The 16,873-nt window shown below is 63.3% G+C and carries 15 protein-coding genes; 5 read left to right on the top strand and 10 right to left on the bottom strand.

Features of this window, described 5'->3' with window-relative positions; all coding sequences use genetic code 11:
• Positions 1–990: 4-hydroxythreonine-4-phosphate dehydrogenase PdxA (locus tag O2807_02905; protein ID MDA0999455.1), on the top strand; the 990-nt coding region annotated here is incomplete at its 5' end.
• Here the strand turns inward: O2807_02905 and O2807_02900 are convergent.
• The 10 genes from O2807_02900 to O2807_02855 all read right to left on the bottom strand — a co-directional run bounded on the left by O2807_02900 (position 947) and on the right by O2807_02855 (position 11,356).
• Complete coding sequence (locus O2807_02900) at positions 947–1,699, bottom strand: helix-turn-helix transcriptional regulator (protein MDA0999454.1); 753 nt, start codon at positions 1,697–1,699, stop codon at positions 947–949. The two genes, O2807_02905 and O2807_02900, sit on opposite strands and share 44 nt — an antisense overlap.
• 438 nt (positions 1,700–2,137) lie before the next feature.
• A complete protein-coding gene (locus O2807_02895) occupies positions 2,138–2,905 on the bottom strand; it encodes a ComF family protein (GenBank protein ID MDA0999453.1) in 768 nt (255 codons plus the stop codon).
• A 17-nt stretch (positions 2,906–2,922) separates the two neighbouring features.
• A complete protein-coding gene (locus O2807_02890; GenBank protein MDA0999452.1) occupies positions 2,923–4,071 on the bottom strand; it encodes an XdhC family protein in 1,149 nt (382 codons plus the stop codon).
• Positions 4,072–4,107: 36 nt separating this feature from the next.
• Positions 4,108–4,917: a selenium cofactor biosynthesis protein YqeC gene (yqeC, locus tag O2807_02885; protein ID MDA0999451.1), complete on the bottom strand. Its 810-nt coding sequence runs from the start codon at positions 4,915–4,917 to the stop codon at positions 4,108–4,110.
• Positions 4,914–6,683 (bottom strand): hypothetical protein, encoded by a 1,770-nt coding sequence (locus O2807_02880; GenBank protein ID MDA0999450.1) that lies wholly within the window; start codon positions 6,681–6,683, stop codon positions 4,914–4,916. The genes yqeC and O2807_02880 overlap by 4 nt, the downstream gene beginning before the upstream one ends.
• A gap of 9 nt (positions 6,684–6,692) precedes the next feature.
• A complete protein-coding gene (locus O2807_02875) occupies positions 6,693–7,577 on the bottom strand; it encodes a MoxR family ATPase (GenBank protein ID MDA0999449.1) in 885 nt (294 codons plus the stop codon).
• A complete protein-coding gene (yqeB, locus tag O2807_02870; protein MDA0999448.1) occupies positions 7,574–8,440 on the bottom strand; it encodes a selenium-dependent molybdenum cofactor biosynthesis protein YqeB in 867 nt (288 codons plus the stop codon). Before yqeB ends, O2807_02875 begins: the two co-directional genes overlap by 4 nt.
• A 19-nt stretch (positions 8,441–8,459) precedes the next feature.
• The gene (locus O2807_02865) at positions 8,460–8,855 is read right to left on the bottom strand and encodes a RidA family protein (protein MDA0999447.1); all 396 of its coding nucleotides are present in this window, start codon (positions 8,853–8,855) and stop codon (positions 8,460–8,462) included.
• Between the two features lie 156 nt (positions 8,856–9,011).
• Positions 9,012–10,184, bottom strand: a complete 1,173-nt coding sequence (locus tag O2807_02860) for an acyl-CoA dehydrogenase family protein (GenBank protein MDA0999446.1) — start codon at positions 10,182–10,184, stop codon at positions 9,012–9,014.
• Positions 10,184–11,356 carry an acyl-CoA dehydrogenase family protein gene (locus O2807_02855; GenBank protein ID MDA0999445.1) on the bottom strand — a complete coding sequence of 391 codons (1,173 nt, stop codon included), beginning with the start codon at positions 11,354–11,356 and terminating at the stop codon, positions 10,184–10,186. Before O2807_02855 ends, O2807_02860 begins: the two co-directional genes overlap by 1 nt.
• A gap of 401 nt (positions 11,357–11,757) precedes the next feature.
• Here O2807_02855 and aroF point away from each other — a divergent pair, with 401 nt between their 5' ends.
• The 4 genes from aroF to O2807_02835 all read left to right on the top strand — a co-directional run.
• On the top strand, positions 11,758–12,774 hold the full coding sequence (gene aroF / locus O2807_02850) for a 3-deoxy-7-phosphoheptulonate synthase (protein ID MDA0999444.1): 1,017 nt from the start codon (positions 11,758–11,760) through the stop codon (positions 12,772–12,774).
• A 1-nt stretch (position 12,775) separates the two neighbouring features.
• Positions 12,776–13,654, top strand: coding sequence for a hypothetical protein (locus tag O2807_02845; protein ID MDA0999443.1), 879 nt, complete (start codon positions 12,776–12,778; stop codon positions 13,652–13,654).
• Positions 13,655–13,828: 174 nt separating this feature from the next.
• Positions 13,829–14,752 (top strand): helix-turn-helix domain-containing protein, encoded by a 924-nt coding sequence (locus O2807_02840; GenBank protein MDA0999442.1) that lies wholly within the window; start codon positions 13,829–13,831, stop codon positions 14,750–14,752.
• Between the two features lie 94 nt (positions 14,753–14,846).
• A partial coding sequence (locus O2807_02835) for a DEAD/DEAH box helicase (protein ID MDA0999441.1) occupies positions 14,847–16,873 on the top strand: 2,027 nt, incomplete at its 3' end.

Here is a 16,873-nt window from a genome sequence, read left to right as displayed (position 1 = left end):
CGGCGCTGCTGCGTCCCGCTGATCGTGGGCGATCTGGAGGTGCTGCGCCTTCATGCCCGGAAGATGCGGATTCCGGGGCGGCTCCGGGCGGTGGAGGCGGCGGACATTTCCGGGGCGCCACTGGGGGCCTCCTCGCCCACGCCCGTTCTCGATCTGGCGAATGTCCAGAAGCGGGATCATGTCTTCGGAAAAGTGCGCGCGCGCCTCGGGAAGGCGGCGGGCGCCTATATCGAGCGGGCGGCCGAACTGGTGAAGGCGGGCCGCGCCGCCGCCATTGCGACCGGCCCGATTCACAAGGAGGCGCTCCGGGCGGCGGGCTATCCCTATCCGGGCCACACCGAGATGCTGGCGGACCTGTGCGGCGGCAAACCCGTCATGATGCTGGCGCAGGGCCGGGTGCGGATCGCGCACCTCTCGACGCATCTTTCCTTGCGCGATGCCCTCCGCCGGGTGAAGAAGGGGAACATCCTGCGCGTCATCCGCGTTCTGGCCGAGGCCTTGGCCGCGCTCGACGGCAGGCCGCCCCGCATCGGGGGGGCGGGGCTGAATCCCCATGCCGGCGAGGGGGGCCTTTTCGGCCAGGAAGAAGGGAAGGAGATTGCCCCGGCCATCGAGATGGCCCGAGTTTCCGGCATTGACGCCCGGGGCCCGGAATCGCCCGATATCGTTTTCGCCAAGCTGGCGGGCGGGATCTACGACGGCGCGGTGGCGATGTACCACGATCAGGGCCATATCCCGGGGAAGCTCTTGTGCTTTGAATTCAAGGACGGAAGCCGGGCCGCCGTCCGCGGGGTGAACGTGACGCTGGGGCTTCCGATCGTGCGCACCTCGGTGGAGCACGGAACGGCGTTTGAGATCGCGGGCAGGGGCAAGGCGGATGCCGCCAGCATGGAGGACGCGCTGGTGCTGGCGGCCCGGATGGTGCGCGGTATCGGTAAGCCGAAGGCTAGGGGAGTTTCTGCCAGATCCAGATCACGCGGCCGACGATGATGTCATCGAGGCGCTCCTTGGCCTTCAGGTCGATGAAGTCGAAGTCTTTCTGGGGATGATCCTCGACGAACCACAGGCGGGCGCCGCTGAGATTCAGCCGGCGGATGGCGTTGATGGCGGCCTCTTTGGGGTTCTTTTTCCCGAGTTCGGTGTTCACGGCGTAGTAGGCGTCGGGGCGGATTTTCTTATCGTCCCGATCGATGATGATCCGCCCGCCCGTGTGGAGGGGGGAATCCATGTTTTTCACCCAGGCGGCCTTGATGTCGATCGCCACCAGGTTGTTCCGGCCCTCAGCCTCCTTGAAGCGGACCAGTTCCCACTCGGAGATGTTGTCGGTCCGCACCTTGCCGGGGCAGGCGGCGGACCTGGGATCGACCAGTGGCACCCCGAAATAAGGATTTTTGGCGGCGCCTTTTTGAACCTGGGATGGGCTGGTGAGCTGGACCTGAATCTCTTTCTGCGATTTTTCGTAGGGCGAGCATCCCTCTCCGAAGATCAGCCAGTCGCCCGAGATGCCAAAATTGTCGGCCAGGAATTTAATGAAGGAGAGGCTGACCTCGGTGAGGCCATTTTCGTATTGGCTGATGATGGCCTGAGAGAGTCCCGCACGCACGGCCAGCTCCGTTTGTTCCAGTTTGTTGAAGAGCCGAATTTCGCGAAGGCGGGAGCCAATGGCTTCCCGGTCATTCTTCTCAAGGCGCAGCTTCATGGTGTGCTCTCTTTCCGTTCCCAAAAGGCCCAAAATAAAAGATGACTACGGCTACCGCCTGTGTGCCGGAGGCTGGATCCATGCCATTGATATCGAGTTGGCCCACGAGAGTCGCAGGACAGGGTATTCGCCTGAGAGATTTCCCCGGACGGAAAATTTCATGCAAGCCTCGCTAACAACACATAACAAAATCTATTCCCAACTTGAAGATAATTTCCATATCCACTTTTTCTGCAATATTGAGAAAAACGGTTAGATATACTAAATTTTCTAATCCATTTATAATATGTTTTTCATCTAAAACTCGCAATATAAAACTTATGAAATCTACAAATAGCTTAATCTTTTCCCGTGATCCGAGTGGGCGAATCCGGAATAAATCAGAATTTATCTAAAAAACGAGGGGAACTTCCGCAAAATTGGGCGGAAAAGGGGAATTCATCCCGTATAGGCCTTGAGATGGACGTGGCAGACCGTGAGGACATCCACGCTTTGGGCGCCGGCGGATTTCAGGGTATTCGCGCAGGCGGAAGCGGTGGCTCCGGTGGTCAGGACATCGTCCACGAGGAGAATGCGCTTTCCCTCGATCGGCGCGGCATCCGGGACGGAAAAGGCGCGCTTGAGGTTCCTTCTTCGCTCCCGGCCGCGGAGGCCGGTTTGGGGAGTGCCGGAGGCGGTGCGCTCGAGCGTTCGGAGAAAGGGCAGCCCGAGGAGCCGGGCGGTTTTTTGTCCGAGAACCGCGGCCTGATCGAAGCCCCTTTGCCGCCACCGCGCCGGAAGAATGGGGACGAAAGTGACAGCCGTGCCCGTCCCTTCCACCGTGTCGGAAAACGCCTCGCGGGCGAGGCGGGCGAGTGCGGGTGCGAAGGTGTCGGACATCTTTGTGACTTGCTGGTACTTGTAGAGGTGCATCGCGTCGCGGAGGTGTCCCTCATGCAGGCCCAGCGCGCGGGCGCGGTCGAACGCGGGCGGATGGGTGCGGCAGTCGGCGCAGAGGTGATCGGGTGCGTGGGTGAGGGTGAGCCGGGAGGCAAATGGCTTGCCGCCGCAGGGGCACCACGGCGGCGTGCTCCATTCGATTTCCTCCAGGCAGGGCGCGCATACCATCCCGGCGGTTTCGGGCCGCAGGGCGGTTTCGCAGATGGCGCAATTGCGGGGGAAGAAAAGCTGGAGAAAGCCCAGGATGAACCGCGGGAGGGGCTGCATGGCGGCAGGCCGGACCTTCAGGGTCTCCTTCGAAGCTGGACCCGCTTGCTTCCGATGGCCTGGTTGTCCGGTGCGTCGCCCTTTCGCCGGTGCCGGATGAGTTCCGCGGCGATGGCGATGCCGATTTCGCCCGGAGTGTCCGCCCCGATATCCAGGCCGATCGGGGCGTGAACCCGCTGAATGATCTCGTCGCGATCGAAGCCCTTGTCGCGAAGATGCCGGTAGGTCAGGAGGACCTTGCTCTTTGAGCCGATCATGCCGATGTATCGGGCGGGCGTGCGGAGCGCCCATTCGAGGGCGACCTCATCGTCGGTGTGGCCCCGGGTGATGATGGTGATGTAGCTCGACTCATCCACCGGGATCTCATCCAGAACGCCGGGAAATTCGCCGACGTAGAAATCCTCGGCTATCGGAAAGCGCTCGGCGTTGGCGAAGGCGGGCCGATCCTCGACCACGGCGATGCGGAATCCCGCCAGGTGGGCCGCCTGCGCGACGCAAAACGAAACGTGACCGCCGCCGATCAGGTAGACGAGGGGCTGGATCGTGATGGGCTCCATGAAAATTTCGGTGGCTTCCTCCGGACGCCCACGCCGGATGCCCGGCGCTATCTCCTCGCCGCCGAAATGCAACAGGGCCGGCTGGCCACGCCGCATGATTTGGCCGCTTTCGCGCCAGATTTCCGCCTCGTACCCGGGGATTTGGCCTTCGGAGCTCCCATCGCGCCGGTAGAGCATTTTTTTCGATGACATCGGTCCGGATGCGCCGCTTCCTTCCTGAATCACGGTCGCGAGAACGCCGCTTCCGCCCCCGGTGCGGATGTCGTTGATCTCGTTCAGGAGATTGATGTCGTAGTCCTGGAACGGCTCGACGAAAAGGTGCACGGTGCCGCCGCAAATGTGGCCGCTGTCACCCGCATCCTCGGCGGTCAGATCGAATTCGAGTTTCTCGCTCAGGCCGCTCTTGAGGGTATTCATCGCCGTCTGCCAGGCCTCGGCTTCCAGGCATCCCCCGCCCACGGTCCCGAGCGTACTTCCGTCCTCGCGGACAAGCATCTTGGCGTCGCTGCTCATGGGGGCCGAGCCCTGCCGGGCGACGACGGTGACAATCGCGCCGCGCTGGCCCTTCTCCTTGAGTTCGACCATTTCCTTGAAAACGTCCCTGCTCATGCTTCACCCATTCACAAAGAGAGGTTTGAAGACTGGCTAGTTTACCATCACCGACAACTCCACCGCAGAGGATATCCGGGAGGTAAAAACCATCCCCGAGACCGGCCCGCGGGGGGCGCCAGCCAAGTTCCAGACAATATATGCAATTTCAGCGGTTTTTTCCAGTTCCTCGCATAGGTCCGATTTGTTGATGATCAGGATCCGCCGCGCCTGCGGGGGGGCGCCCTTGAAAAGGCCCGCCGGGTGAGCGGCAAGGCGCCCGAGCGTCTCGGCCGTGATCGGGCTGCCAGGCGGCTGGCCCGCTACCGCGGCCAGCAGGGCCGGCCGGAACGCGTGGGCCTCATCTATTGGGGTGCCCACCGCATCGAGGCCGATCACACCCAAGACCACATCCGTCCCTGGGGGCACGACCGGCTCCCCGGGACCCGGCGCCTTGATGGGAAGCCCGCGGGCGCCGTCTCCCTCGACAAGGACCATGCCCGCCTCCCGGCGGAAGGATTCGATCTCTCCGGCCTCAAAGCCATCGAGCTTCATGCGCGTTTGACCGGGGGCGCCGGGCACAGGGGCAGGACCCACGCGGGCCCGGGCAAGGGCGATCGCGGCTTCATTCATCCCGCCCACGGTTTCAGAAAGAAGGCCCGCCTCCCCGAGGAGGAGGGGCGCCCCGTTTTCGGGCGCGAACATCTTCGTCGTGGTCGTCAGAAGGACCGGCGCCCATCCGGCCGCCCGGCACTCGGCGGCGAGCTGCTCGAGGAGGCGCGTCTTTCCGCCTCCGCCGACCGCGGCGAGGATCTGTCCGGGGCGGAGTCCCAGCGTCTCCCGCAGGGGGATGTCCGGCCGCCTCATCGGATGACAGCCGCGGCGGACTCTTTGATGAGTTCCTGCCGGAGGATGCCGACCAGCTCCTCGGTCAGCTGGGAGAGATCGTTGACGATGATGTGGTTCGGATAGATCTGCTCCACGAACGGGTCCACCACTCCCAGCCCCACGATGCGTATCCCGAGCTTTTCGAGGCGCTCCACCGTGCGGACGAGATGGGAAGCATCCCCGTTCGGCTGGCCGTCCGAGGTGATGATGACGATCTTCTCCTTTTCGCTCCGGTTGCGGAGGCGCCGGTAGGCGAACAGGAGATGCTCCTCGTCCCAGTTGTTGAAGCGCGGATAGATGTTCACCAGCCGGTTCTTGATGCGGCCGAAGGGGTCGTCGAAGCCCTTGTACACCCGGTGCTGAAGGGGTGAGTGCCGGATGTGGCGGTACTTGAAGGCCGGCACATGGCCGAGAGCGGCCGCCATCGCCGCCTCGGAGCTCTCGGTCGAGTAGCCGATGATCTCGAAGGGAACGCCGATGCGATCGAGGACCTCGGCGAAGAAGATAGTGGCCTCGCGCGCGGCGAGGTACTTCGACTCGCGGTTCATGCTTCCGCTCTCGTCCACCAGCAGAGTGAAGCACACATCGAGCCGCTCGGGCTCCTCCCGGCGGTGAAAGAGGCGGTACTTGCCGAGCCGCTGCTTCCAGAGCTTCGAGGTGTTGAGTTTTCCCGAGCGGTGGGCGCCGCTGTAGCGGGTGTAGGTGCGCTCCTGAATAATTTGCAGCAGCTTCGTGGCGAGTACCTTGATGTGGCTGCTCGCGCCGTCCACGATGGCCCGGTATTCCTCGGATTTTCCCTCGAGCGGAGTCACGATGGTGCGCTCGTCGGGCAAATCGGCGCGCGGGTGCACTTCCTTCTTGTTGCCCTGGTTCTCGAACCAGGGCGAGGCCCAGTGCCCCAGCTTTTCCATTTCCTCGGGAGAGAGTTCGAAGAACTCGCCCTCGGGCTCGACGCCGCTTTCCCCCTCGGCGCGCGGCATCTCCTCCTGAAGTTCTCCGGCCTCGCTTTCCTGTCCCAGCTCCGGGTTTTCGACCGTCTCCTCGGCGAGCTCCGGCATCCGGACGGAATCGCGCGCCTGGGCCAGCTCCTCCTCGGTGAGAAGATGGCGGATTATTTCGTATATCTCCCCCGCCGCGAGGAAGCAGGTTTCCCCCGTGGCCGAGCCGCAGGCGCGATCGATGGCATCGCCGATTTCCTCGATAAGCGCGCACACAGGCGGATCGAACCAGGCGGTGCGCAGAGCGCCGGGCCCATCGGCTGGAGCGCCGGGCGCAAGGCCGACCCCCGTCAGGTACGCCGCCCAGCGAATCTGGGCGTAGAGCGGAAGCTCGCCGCGGGCGTGGAGTTGTTCGGCCATCGCCAGGGCGGGGCGGATGAAGGCGCGGAAGTTCTTGCGCGTTCCCGGCAGATCCTCCGCGAGGCGATTTTCGCAACGGGCGTCCTCGAGGGTGTGCCAGAGGGGGAAGAAGCCAGGGCGCTTCCGTTCTGCCGCGGCGGCCCGGAAGGCCCATTTCAGCGAGCCCTCGCGGCGGTGGCCCACCTCGGTCAGGGTCATGCCTTTCTGGTAGCGGAGGATGTGGTCATCGTTCAGTTCGCCGCCCAGCCGCCCGAGCGTCAGCTCGGGATCTTCGATACGGATGGCGTTCGCATCCTTGTCCGCATCCGTCCCGTAGCGGAGCGAGAGTCCATAGTCGTGGGCCGTGACCTGGGCGAGGATTTCAAGGCGGGTTCGCCGTCTTTCCATGTCGGGGACTCAGAAGTGGTTGTCGATGACGTCCTCGATCACCTTGGCGTCGAATGGGCTGACCTTGCTGAATACGGTCGAGGCGGCGGCGTCCATTGGCTCGAAGCGCACGGCCATCCGCGCCCAGTCGATGAGGCGCCGCGTGCTGAAGGTGCAGAACACCTTCTCGTTGTGCATCGCCTCGCGAACATCGTGCGCGACCCGCACCATGCGTTCGATGAGCGCGCGGTCGGCGTTTCCGCTCTGGTGTATGACCACCTCGGTTTCGGCACCGAAGGGAAGGTAGTCCATCCGGATCGTGACCGGAAAACGATCGAGGAGCGCCTCGTTGAGCGGCTTCGTGCCGCCGTAGCGGCGATCCTCGTGCGGATTCATGCTGGCGAACAGGCGGAAGTTCGGATGCGGCCGCACGATGCGCCCGTCGTACTCCGAGAGGACGATCATCCGGTCGTCATCGAGCAGGCTGTGCAGGCAGAAGGCGATCTCGGGGAGGCAGGCGTTGATCTCGTCGATCAGGAGCCAATCGCCCGCCTCCATCGCCTCGATCAGGATGCCGTTCACCCAATACGTGCCCTTTTCGTTGATCATGAGCTTGCCGACGAACTCATCCACCGTCGTCATGCCGTTGAGGTTCACCCGGCGGAAGCCGTTGTGCGTCATGTGGGCCAGGTGCCGGACGGAGAGGGTCTTGCCGACGCCGGTTTCGCCGATGAGCAGGACGGGGAGATTTTCGCTCACCGCCCAGGCGATCCGCTCGAGCGCCCCGCCCGCGGAAAGGTAGTACTGCGGCCCCGGCACGAAGGGATTGCTCCCGTTCTCGTTCACGGGGATCTGGCTCCCCCCGATCTGGTAGACGCCGTTTTCCACGCTCTCGGTTTTGACTTCTGTGTTCAATTTACGCTCTCTGCGGCGGAACGGACTCCGAACAGGAACATCATGATGGCTTCGAGCGCCCCGCCGCCCACGGCGCGCGACTTGTCGGAGATGGTATGGCAATGGCGGGGCTTGGCGCGCGGGTCCACATCGCCCACCTTGAAGCCCTCCGTAACTTTCAGTCCCTCGCGGAGCATTCCCCGCACCACGCCCTTGATCGCGGCCCGGACTTCATGGCCGTTCACCTCGGCCACCACATCGCCCGCCGCGACCTCGGCGCCGATCTGCACGCGGGGCCGGAAGCGGCCCGCCGCCGGCGCGCGGAGAAGGCGCTCCGTCGTGAAGCCCTCGATCGGGCCGGGGACGCCCGTGTTCGGCTCGGCCGACCCCTCGGTGATCACCCGGCCGATGTCGTGGCCCCGGGCCGTCTCGATGACGGCGTGCACATCCACCCCCGCCGTGAAGCCGGGGCCGATCCCCACCACCGCATCGGCCTGATCAAGCCGTGTGCCGGTATTCTTCTTGGCCACGATGGCGTCCACCAGGCCCGCGGGCCGCGCCAGGGCGACAATCCCGGCCCCCGGGTCCACCACCACGGGGATTATGCCCGCCTCGAGGAGCGCGTGCGCCGCCGCGAGTTTTTCCGCCGGCGTTCTGCCCCCGGCCCGCTCGGAGAATACCCCCTCGACCTCATGGCGCCCCGCGTAGAGGCACTCGGCGAAGGAAACCGTCCGCCGGACCATGGTGGGGCCCTCCACCTCGGTCACGATGACGGGAAAGCCGCTCCGCCAGAGGCGGTGAATGATGCCCGTCGCCAGATCGCCGCCCCCCTTCACGATGATGAGGGAGCCGGCGACGGAACGGGAGCGGTGGTTGGCAGACATCTTGAAATCCTGTCCCCGCTTATTCGTCAGCCACGAAGGCGACGGCGTCGATCTCGACGAGCCAGTCGGGGTTCGCGAGACCCGAGATGATCAGCAGCGTGCTGGCCGGATAGGGCTCGCTCACGAAACCCATCCGCACCTTCATGTGATCGGGAAAGAGGGCGCGATCGGTGATGTAGACCGTCAGGCGGATGATGTCCTTCAGCGAGGCGCCCGCCGCCTCGAGGGTGTCCCGGATGTTCTCGAACACCTTCTGGGTCTGGGCGCCCATGTCGCCCTTGCCGACAGTCTTTCCGTCCACGTCCGCGGCCACCATCCCGGCCAGCATGATGAGACTTCCGCCCGAGCACTTGAAGCCGGTGGAGTAGGCCGCGACGGGCTTGACCTTCTCGGAGACAATCTGTTCTTTGGGCATCTGTTTTCCCCGTGTTTATGGGCTTTTAGCGGGCCCGAAAGAGAAGCGTTTTCCGCTTTTCAAGGCTTTTCCCGCACCAAATTCCTCCAGCGAATCTAGCACGACGGATCGCGCAGAGGCAACGTGGGGGGCTGCGGCCGGAACGGGGGACGATGCCTACAACCCGAGCAGATTCCGGGCGATGATCCCGCGCTGGACCTGGCTGGTGCCCTCGATGATCTGGAGCTGCTTGGCGTCCCGCATGAAGCGCTCGAGGGGATGGTCCCGCAGGTAGCCCGCCCCGCCGAGGACCTGGATGGCATCGATGGAAGCTTTCATCGCCATGTCGGCGGCGTAGCACTTCGCGGCCGAGATGAAGTGGACGCTCTCTTTGCCAAACCGGCCCGCGTCCACCATGGCGGCCGCGCGGTAGACGAGAAGGCGCGCGGCTTCGACCGCCATGAACATGTCGGCGAGGATGAACTGGATGCCCTGGAAGTGGGCGATGCTCTGGCCGAAGGCCTCGCGCTCCTTGGCGTAGTTCGCGGCGTAGTCGAGGCAGCCCTGGGCGAGGCCGACGCCGCGGGCGCCGATGCCGGGCCGGGCCTGGTTGAAGGCGAGCATGGCGGTCTTGAACCCGCCGTTCACCTCGCCGATGAGGTTTTCGGCCGGGATGCGGCAGTTATCGAAAAAGAGCGGGCAGGTGGGCGCGCCCCGCATCCCCATCTTCCGCTCGGGGGAACCGACCGTGAAGCCGGGGGCGTCCCCGGGAACGATAAAAAGAGATATCCCCCGGTGGCCGGCCGCGGGGTCGGTCTTCGCGGCGAGGACGATGAAGTCCGCCAACGGGGCGCCGGTGCAAAAGGCCTTCTGGCCGTTGATGATCCATTCATCTCCCTCAAGCACCGCCCGGGTCTTGATGTTGCCGACATCGGTGCCGGCGTGGGGTTCGGTGGAGGAGAAGGAGCACTTGAGGGCGCCGTTTGCGACGCCGGAGAGGCAATGGCTTTTTTGCGCTTCGCTCCCCGCGATATCAATGGCGCGGGTGGCGAGAAAATGGACCGTGAGGGCAAGCGGGGTGTTCGAGCAGACGCGGCAGATCTCCTCGACGGCGATGCAGTACTCCACGTTGCCGAGGCCCGCCCCGCCGTATTTCTCGGCGATGTAGATGCCGAGAAGGTCGTGCTCCCGGAGCAGCTGGAAGATGTCCTCGGGGTATTCTTCTTTCTCGTCGATCTCGGCCGCGCGCGGCGCGATGCGCGTTTCGGCGAGCTCGCGCACCGTCCGGCGGAGCAGCTCCTGCGCCTCGGTCAGATCGAAGTTCGTGCGGGCGCCGGCGGCCTGTGTCATCAGAGCCCCAGCAGATTCCGCGCGATGATGATGCGCTGGATCTGGCTGGTGCCCTCGACGATCTGGATCTGCTTGGCGTCGCGCATGAGCCGCTCGAGGGGATGGTCCTTCATGTAGCCCGCCCCGCCGAGGACCTGGATCGAATCGATGGCGACCTTCATCGCCATGTCGGAGGCGTAGGCCTTGGCGGCGGAGAAGTAGCGGGCGTGGTCCTTGTCTCCGAATCCGGCGTCCACCAGGGCGGCGGCGCGGTAGACGAGCAGCCGGGCCGCCTCGATCTCCATGAACATGTCGGCGAGCATGAACTGGATGCCCTGAAAGTGGGCGATCGCCTGGCCGAAGGCCTCGCGCTCCTTGGCGTAATTCGCCGCGTAGTCGAGGCAGCCCTGGGCGAGGCCGACGGCGCGGGCGCCGATGGCCGGGCGCATCTGGTTGAAGCCGAGCATGGCCGATTTGAAGCCGCGGTTCAGCTCCCCGATCTGGTTCTCTTTCGGAACCGCCACGTTGTCGAAATCGAGGACGCAGGTGGAGATGCCCTTGGTGCCCATCTTCCGCTCATGGCGGGCGATGGAGAAGCCCGGCGTGTCGGTCGGGACGAGGAAGTAGGTGATCCCCCGCGTTCCGGCGTTCGGGTCGGTCTTGGCGGCGACGGTGATGAAGTCGGCTTTGTCGGGGCCGCTGCAGAACGCCTTTTGTCCGTTGATGACCCACTCGTCCCCCTCGAGGACGGCGCGGGTGCGGATGTTCCCGGCGTCCGAGCCCGCGTGGGGCTCGGTCAGGGCGTAGGAGCCCCGGAGCTCGCCCTTGGCGATGCCGGTCAAGTATTTGTTCTTTTGCTCTTCGGTGCCGCTCAGATGGATGACCCGGGTGGAGAGCATGGCGAGGACGATGAGGAGGCCGCTGTTCGAGCAGAAGCGGGCCATCTCCTCGATGACGATGGAGCCCCCGAGGAAGCCCATGCCCCCCCCGCCGTATTCCTCGGGCAGAAAAACCCCCAGCAGCTGGTGTTCCTTGAGCAGCTGGAAGATGTCCTCGGGGTATTCCTCGTTTTCGTCGATATCCGCGGCGCGCGGCGCGATGTATTTCTCCGAAAGGTCGCGGACCATTTTCCGGAGCATTTGCTGGGGTTCGTCGAGGTCGAACTGAAGCGGGGCGTCTGTCTGCGGGCTCACGGGATCGGCTCCCCCGGCGGTCGGGCAACGATTCGGAATCTGGACAGTGGGAGGTTGATGATGACTTTGCCCGCCCGGGAAAGTCAATGGGATTCGGCGATTTTCCGGGTTTCTCCCCTTGACGCCCACCGGCCGGAGGGGTATGGTTCGCCTTTGTTTTTGAAGCGCTTTGGAGGATGATCCGATGTGGGCGAAGGTTAGCGACAAGACGATGTGGAGGAGCCTTTACTTTTTCGGCTTTACCCCCGTCCGCCCGCGCGCACGCTTCCGGTAGATACCGGGCGGCGGCGGACGGACATTCCGACCGCCCCGGCCAAAACGGAATTTGGTTACGCCATGGGGCAGAGCAGCCCGTGGCGATTTTTTTTGAGGACGAAAGGTCCCAGGGAGAAAACAAGACGATGATTGTTGTCATGAAAAAAGGCGCCACCGAGGATGAGATCCAGAACGTGGTGGGGCGAATCCAGGAACTCGGCTGTACGGAGAACGTCATGCGCGGCGTCGAGCGCGTCGTCATCGCGGCCCTCGGCGAGGAGCGCGGCAAGAACATGACCGAGGTTCTTCAGGTCCTCGCGGGCGTGGAAAACGTCATGCCGGTCCTCAAGCCCTACCAGCTGGCCAGCGGTGAGGGGCGGCCCGAGCGCTCCATCGTGGATGTGAACGGAGTCCAGTTCGGAGGCCCGAAGATCGTCGTGGTGGCGGGCCCCTGCTCGGTCGAGAGCCGCGATCAGATTCTCGCCTCGGCCGATGCAGTCAAGTCAGGCGGCGGACATGTTTTGCGCGGCGGCGCTTTCAAGCCCCGCACCTCGCCTTACAGCTTTCAGGGAATGGGCGAGGAGGGTCTGAAGCTTCTAGCCGAGGCGCGCGAGAAGACGGGCCTCCCGATCCAGACCGAGGTGATGGACTCCGAGGACATCGACCTGGTGGCCGACTACGCCGACATTCTCCAAATCGGCGCGCGGAACATCCAGAACTTTTCCCTGCTGAAAAAAGTGGGGAAAACCAAGCGGGCCATCTACCTCAAGCGGGGGATGGCGACGACGATCGAGGAACTCCTCATGTCGGCCGAGTACATCATGAGCCAGGGGAACTCCCGGGTGATCCTCTGTGAGCGGGGGATCCGCACCTTCGAGACAGCGACCCGGAATACCCTTGATATTAGCGCAGTTCCGGTCCTCAAGGAGCAGACACACCTGCCCATTTCGGTCGATCCCAGCCATGCGGCGGGGGTTTGGCGCTTTGTCGGGGATTTGGCCAAGGCGGCCGTCGCCGTCGGGGCGGACAGCCTGATGATCGAAGTTCACCCCGATCCCGCGACGGCGATGTCGGACGGGCCGCAGTCGCTCAAGCCCAAGCGCTTCGCGCAGCTCATGCAGGATCTGGCGCCTTTCGCCAAAGCGGCCGGCCGGACGATCTGAGTTGTCGATCCTATTTGTCTTCGTTGACGGCCTGGGGCTGGCCCCGCCGGGACCGGACAACCCGGTTTCGGCTTTGGAAGAGGGTCCGCTCTCTTTCGCCGGCGGCAAACCGCTCGAGGAATCTTTCCGCATGCACGCGGTGGACGCCTGCCTGGGTGTTGAGGGATTGCCGCAGAGTGCGACGGGCGGCTCCACGCTTTTCACCGGCGTGAACGCTCCCCGGCTGCTCGGCTACCACAAGCAGGGCTTCCCGACGGGTCCGCTCCGTGATCTGCTCGGCCGCGAGGGAATCCTCCGGAAGGCGCGCGAGCGCGGCGCGCGGGCGGACTTCGCCAATGTCTATACCTCTCAATACTTTGACAGGGGCAGAACCCGCCACCGCTCGGTCACGACGGTGATGACGGAATCCGCCGGAATCCCGCTGAAGCGCCTGGAGCACCTGCAGGCCGGGGAGGGGGTGTACCGCGACTTCACGAACGGGATCCTCATCGAGCGAGGTTACGAGGTGGATCGGCTCACTCCCGAGGCGGCGGGCAGGCGGCTCGGGGAGATGGCGCACGAGCGGGACATCCTTCTCTATGAATTTTTCCAGACCGACGCTGTGGGACATAAGGGGACTTTCGACGACGCCGTGGAGACCTTGCAGCTGCTCAACCGTTTTCTCGTGGCGGCGATTGCGGCCCTGAACCCTTCCGAGGATGCTTTTGTTCTCTGCAGCGATCACGGGAATATCGAAAACATGGCGGGCCGCTACCACACCCGAAATCCGGTGCCCCTCCTGCTCTGGGGTGTGGCCCGCGATGCCTGGCCGGAGATTCGGGAAGAATCGTCCATTGCCGATGTGGCGGCGGGCGTGTTGTCGCTCGTGGATGTTCGCTAAATTTTCTCCCCTCTTTATTTCTACTTTAGTAACCGATCTCACCATCCATTAACTTCATGCTTGACCATTTCTTTCTTTCTCTATATATTTGTTTTCGTGTAAATTATCATTGTTTGTGTTTTGCGCCCGTAGGCTGGTGTTGCGTGAAATTTCTCTGGTGGAGCCGCCGCGAAAATGGATGCGTTGCTGGGGCCTTATCTGAAAAAAGTACGCACCGAACAGAAGATGTCCTTGAAGGATATCTCTGAGCGCACACGCATCCGCACCTACTACCTGGAAAGAATCGAAGCCGGGGATTTTGAACGTCTCCCCCCGGGACCCGTCTCCAAGGGTTTTGTCCGCGCGTTCGCGGTCGAGCTCGGCGAGGACCCTGATAAAATTATCGAAAAGTACAATCTGGAGACGGTGAATTTCTCCAAGTCTCAAGATGGGTTCAAGTCGTCGTCTCCGGTGCGTTCTTTTTCGCCGGTGGTGCAGAGAAAAGGAAGGCGAATGGGCCTTCCCTTTTTCGTGGCCATCCTCTTCGTCTTTTTGAGTGGCTTTCTTCTTTGGTGGGCGAAAGGAAATGCGGATCGGCTGATCGGTCTTGGTGGATTTACGGATCGGATCAAGGCCGTGGCCGACCCCGCGCTGAAAAACATTCCTTCCTGGAGAGACTTGAAGTTTACATCGACGAAGGGGAAGATTCCTGCGCTTGGCACATCGTCCCGCTTGCGGCCGTCTGCGGATGGCAAAGAAAAACCATTGCTTTTAAAGGAAAAATCGGATTTTGAGACCCACTCTGCCACGGCGAAACTGGGCTTCACGGGCGACACCGGCCTGCGGCCCGAGCGTGGCAAGGCGAACGGAAGCTACGAGCTGGAAGTGGTGGCGCTCGAGGATACATGGTTCCGCGTCGTGGTGGATGAAAAGAACAAGTTTGAAATGATGCTGGCTGCCGGAGAGAAGCGGCAGTGGCAGGGGAGTGGAAAATTCATTATTACGATCGGCAACGTGGCAGGGACACAAATTTCGCTCAACGGTTCGATCATTCCATTGCCAGATACTTCGACGAACGTTCTTCAGGATTTTGTGATATCGGGAAAGACGCGAAACTAAGCGCTGGGCTGATACGCTCGTTCGTTTTCCGGGATGTTTTGGGAAAGCCGTTTTTATCCGCACCGATTTTTCGTTTCCTTAGATGGGTCTCTTGTTGAAATTTCACATCCCCGATCCGGGCCAGCGGCGCACCGTTCGGCTGCGTGGCTCCGATGATGCATCCTTCGTGTGGTGGATGGCGGAGCTGATCCGCGCACATGGCGCGCCGGTCCTTTGTATCGTGCCGGAGAGCCGCCGCCTTCGCCGCATCGAAACGAATTTACGCTTTTTTCTGGGGACCGGAGGCGACGAGACGGCATTTCCCGTCTGCAGCTTCCCCGCCTGGGACGTCTATCCTTACGCCCGTCTCTCCCCCTCGAGCGAGATTCTGGGGCAAAGGCTAAAAACCCTTGATTTTCTTGTAAAAGGAGGCCAGGGAGCCGTTTTGACGACCCCCGAGGCCCTCGCCGGGCGTCTTCCGGCTCCGGCCCGGCTCCTGGAGAAGGCTCGCTCCCTGCGCGAGGGGGGAGAGATTGACCGCGATGCCCTCCTCTCTCTCCTGGAGGAGTTGATGTACCAGCGGCGTTCCATCGTGGAATCGCCCGGCGAGTATGCCTTCCGGGGGGGGATTGTCGATTTCTTCTCTCCCCACTTGGAGCGGCCCGTGCGCGTGGAGCTGAATGGGGATGAAGTTGATTCGCTCCGCGACTTCCATCCCCAGACCCAGCGGACGCGGCAGTCGCTGACGGAGGTTTTCATTTTCCCGGCCCGTGAGGTCATCCTTGAGCCGGGGGAAAAGGAGCGTGTGGTAGCGGTGCTGGCCGCGCAGGCGGAAGAGGCTCCCGAGTTGGGGCTCCGGATAGATCGGCTGATCGATCAGCTCGAGTCGGAAGGGTATTTTCCCGGGATCGAAGGGATGTCTCCGCTCTTCCTCTCCGAAATGAATACGCTTTTCGATTTTGTACCCGGCGCCTCCCTTTGGGTGTGCGATGCGCCCGAGGCAACTCGCGGGGCGCTTCGCGGCCTTTGGGGCGAGCTCCGCGAGGAGGCCGCGATGGCTCCCGAACGCGGCCTGATCGGTTTTCCGCCCGAGAAAATGTGGCTTGCCCCCGAAGAGGTTGAAGCGGCCCTCTCCGGTGCGGGCCGGCTGGAGGTGGACGCTTTGGGTCTGGACGCTGATCCGGACGAAGCGCTTTCCCTTCAGGCGGAATCGCTCTTTCCGGCCCGGGGCGGAATTGCGAATTTCGTCGAGCAGCTTCTCTCCTGGCGCGCCTCGGGATGCACCGTCGCGCTTGTTGCGGCCGATCGGACGGAGGCGCTTCGCGCCCAGGCAGTGCTCCGCGAGCGGGAGATATCCATCCCGCTGTATGGGGCCGACCACGATTTCACATCAATCGGTGAGGGGCTCTTCATCTGCGAGGGCGCGCTCACGTCCAGTTTCCGCCTTCCGGCCGAGAAGAAAGTCTTCTACCGGACCGCCGATCTTTTCGTCTCCTCTGCCGCGGCGCACCCGCGCCGCCGGCCGCGGAAGAGCGGGACCGGGGAGAGTCTCCGCGATCTGAAACCGAATGATTTTGTCGTTCACGTGGATCACGGGGTAGGGCGGTTCATCGGCGTTCAGGCGCTCGATCATGACGGCGGGGAAAGTGAGTTCCTCGCCATCGCCTACGCCGGGGCGGACAAGCTGTATGTCCCGATGGACGATGTCGATCGGGTGCACATCTACAGGGGTGGTGCCGACTCGCCGCCCCTGGACCGGCTTGGGGGGAGCGCCTGGGAGAAAACCAAAAAGGGGGTGAAGAAGGCGTTTCGCACGATCGCGCGCGATCTGCTGCGCCTCTACGCAGAGCGGGCCTCCGCGGTGGGCAACGCCTTTGCCTCGGACGGAGCATGGGAGCGGGAGATCTCGGCCGGCTTCGAGTACGAAGAGACTCCGGATCAGGACCAGGCCATTCGGGACGTGCTGGAGGACATGGAAAGCGCCCGCCCGATGGATCGGCTCGTGTGCGGCGATGTGGGCTACGGGAAGACCGAGGTCGCCCTCCGGGCGGCCGCCCGCGCCGTCGCAGGGGGCAAGCAGGTGGCCCTGATCGTGCCTACCACTCTTTTGGCGCACCAGCACTGGGAATCCTTCCTGAGGCG

The organism is bacterium (assembly GCA_027622355.1).
Taxonomy (GTDB): Bacteria; UBA8248; UBA8248; order UBA8248; family UBA8248; genus JAQBZT01.
The sequence above is the reverse complement of the archived record's forward strand: the minus strand, read 5'-3'. Positions and strand labels throughout refer to the sequence as shown.

Bases quoted from the DNA above. Each gene is read 5' to 3' on its own strand.
- O2807_02900 (MDA0999454.1), bottom strand. From the start codon at position 1,699: ATGAAGCTGCGCCTTGAGAAGAATGACCGGGAAGCCATTGGCTCCCGC.
- O2807_02895 (MDA0999453.1), bottom strand. From the start codon at position 2,905: ATGCAGCCCCTCCCGCGGTTCATCCTGGGCTTTCTCCAGCTTTTCTTC.
- O2807_02890 (MDA0999452.1), bottom strand. From the start codon at position 4,071: ATGAGCAGGGACGTTTTCAAGGAAATGGTCGAACTCAAGGAGAAGGGC.
- yqeC (MDA0999451.1), bottom strand. From the start codon at position 4,917: ATGAGGCGGCCGGACATCCCCCTGCGGGAGACGCTGGGACTCCGCCCC.
- O2807_02880 (MDA0999450.1), bottom strand. From the start codon at position 6,683: ATGGAAAGACGGCGAACCCGCCTTGAAATCCTCGCCCAGGTCACGGCC.
- yqeB (MDA0999448.1), bottom strand. From the start codon at position 8,440: ATGTCTGCCAACCACCGCTCCCGTTCCGTCGCCGGCTCCCTCATCATC.
- O2807_02865 (MDA0999447.1), bottom strand. From the start codon at position 8,855: ATGCCCAAAGAACAGATTGTCTCCGAGAAGGTCAAGCCCGTCGCGGCC.
- O2807_02860 (MDA0999446.1), bottom strand. From the start codon at position 10,184: ATGACACAGGCCGCCGGCGCCCGCACGAACTTCGATCTGACCGAGGCG.
- aroF (MDA0999444.1), top strand. From the start codon at position 11,758: ATGATTGTTGTCATGAAAAAAGGCGCCACCGAGGATGAGATCCAGAAC.
- O2807_02840 (MDA0999442.1), top strand. From the start codon at position 13,829: ATGGATGCGTTGCTGGGGCCTTATCTGAAAAAAGTACGCACCGAACAG.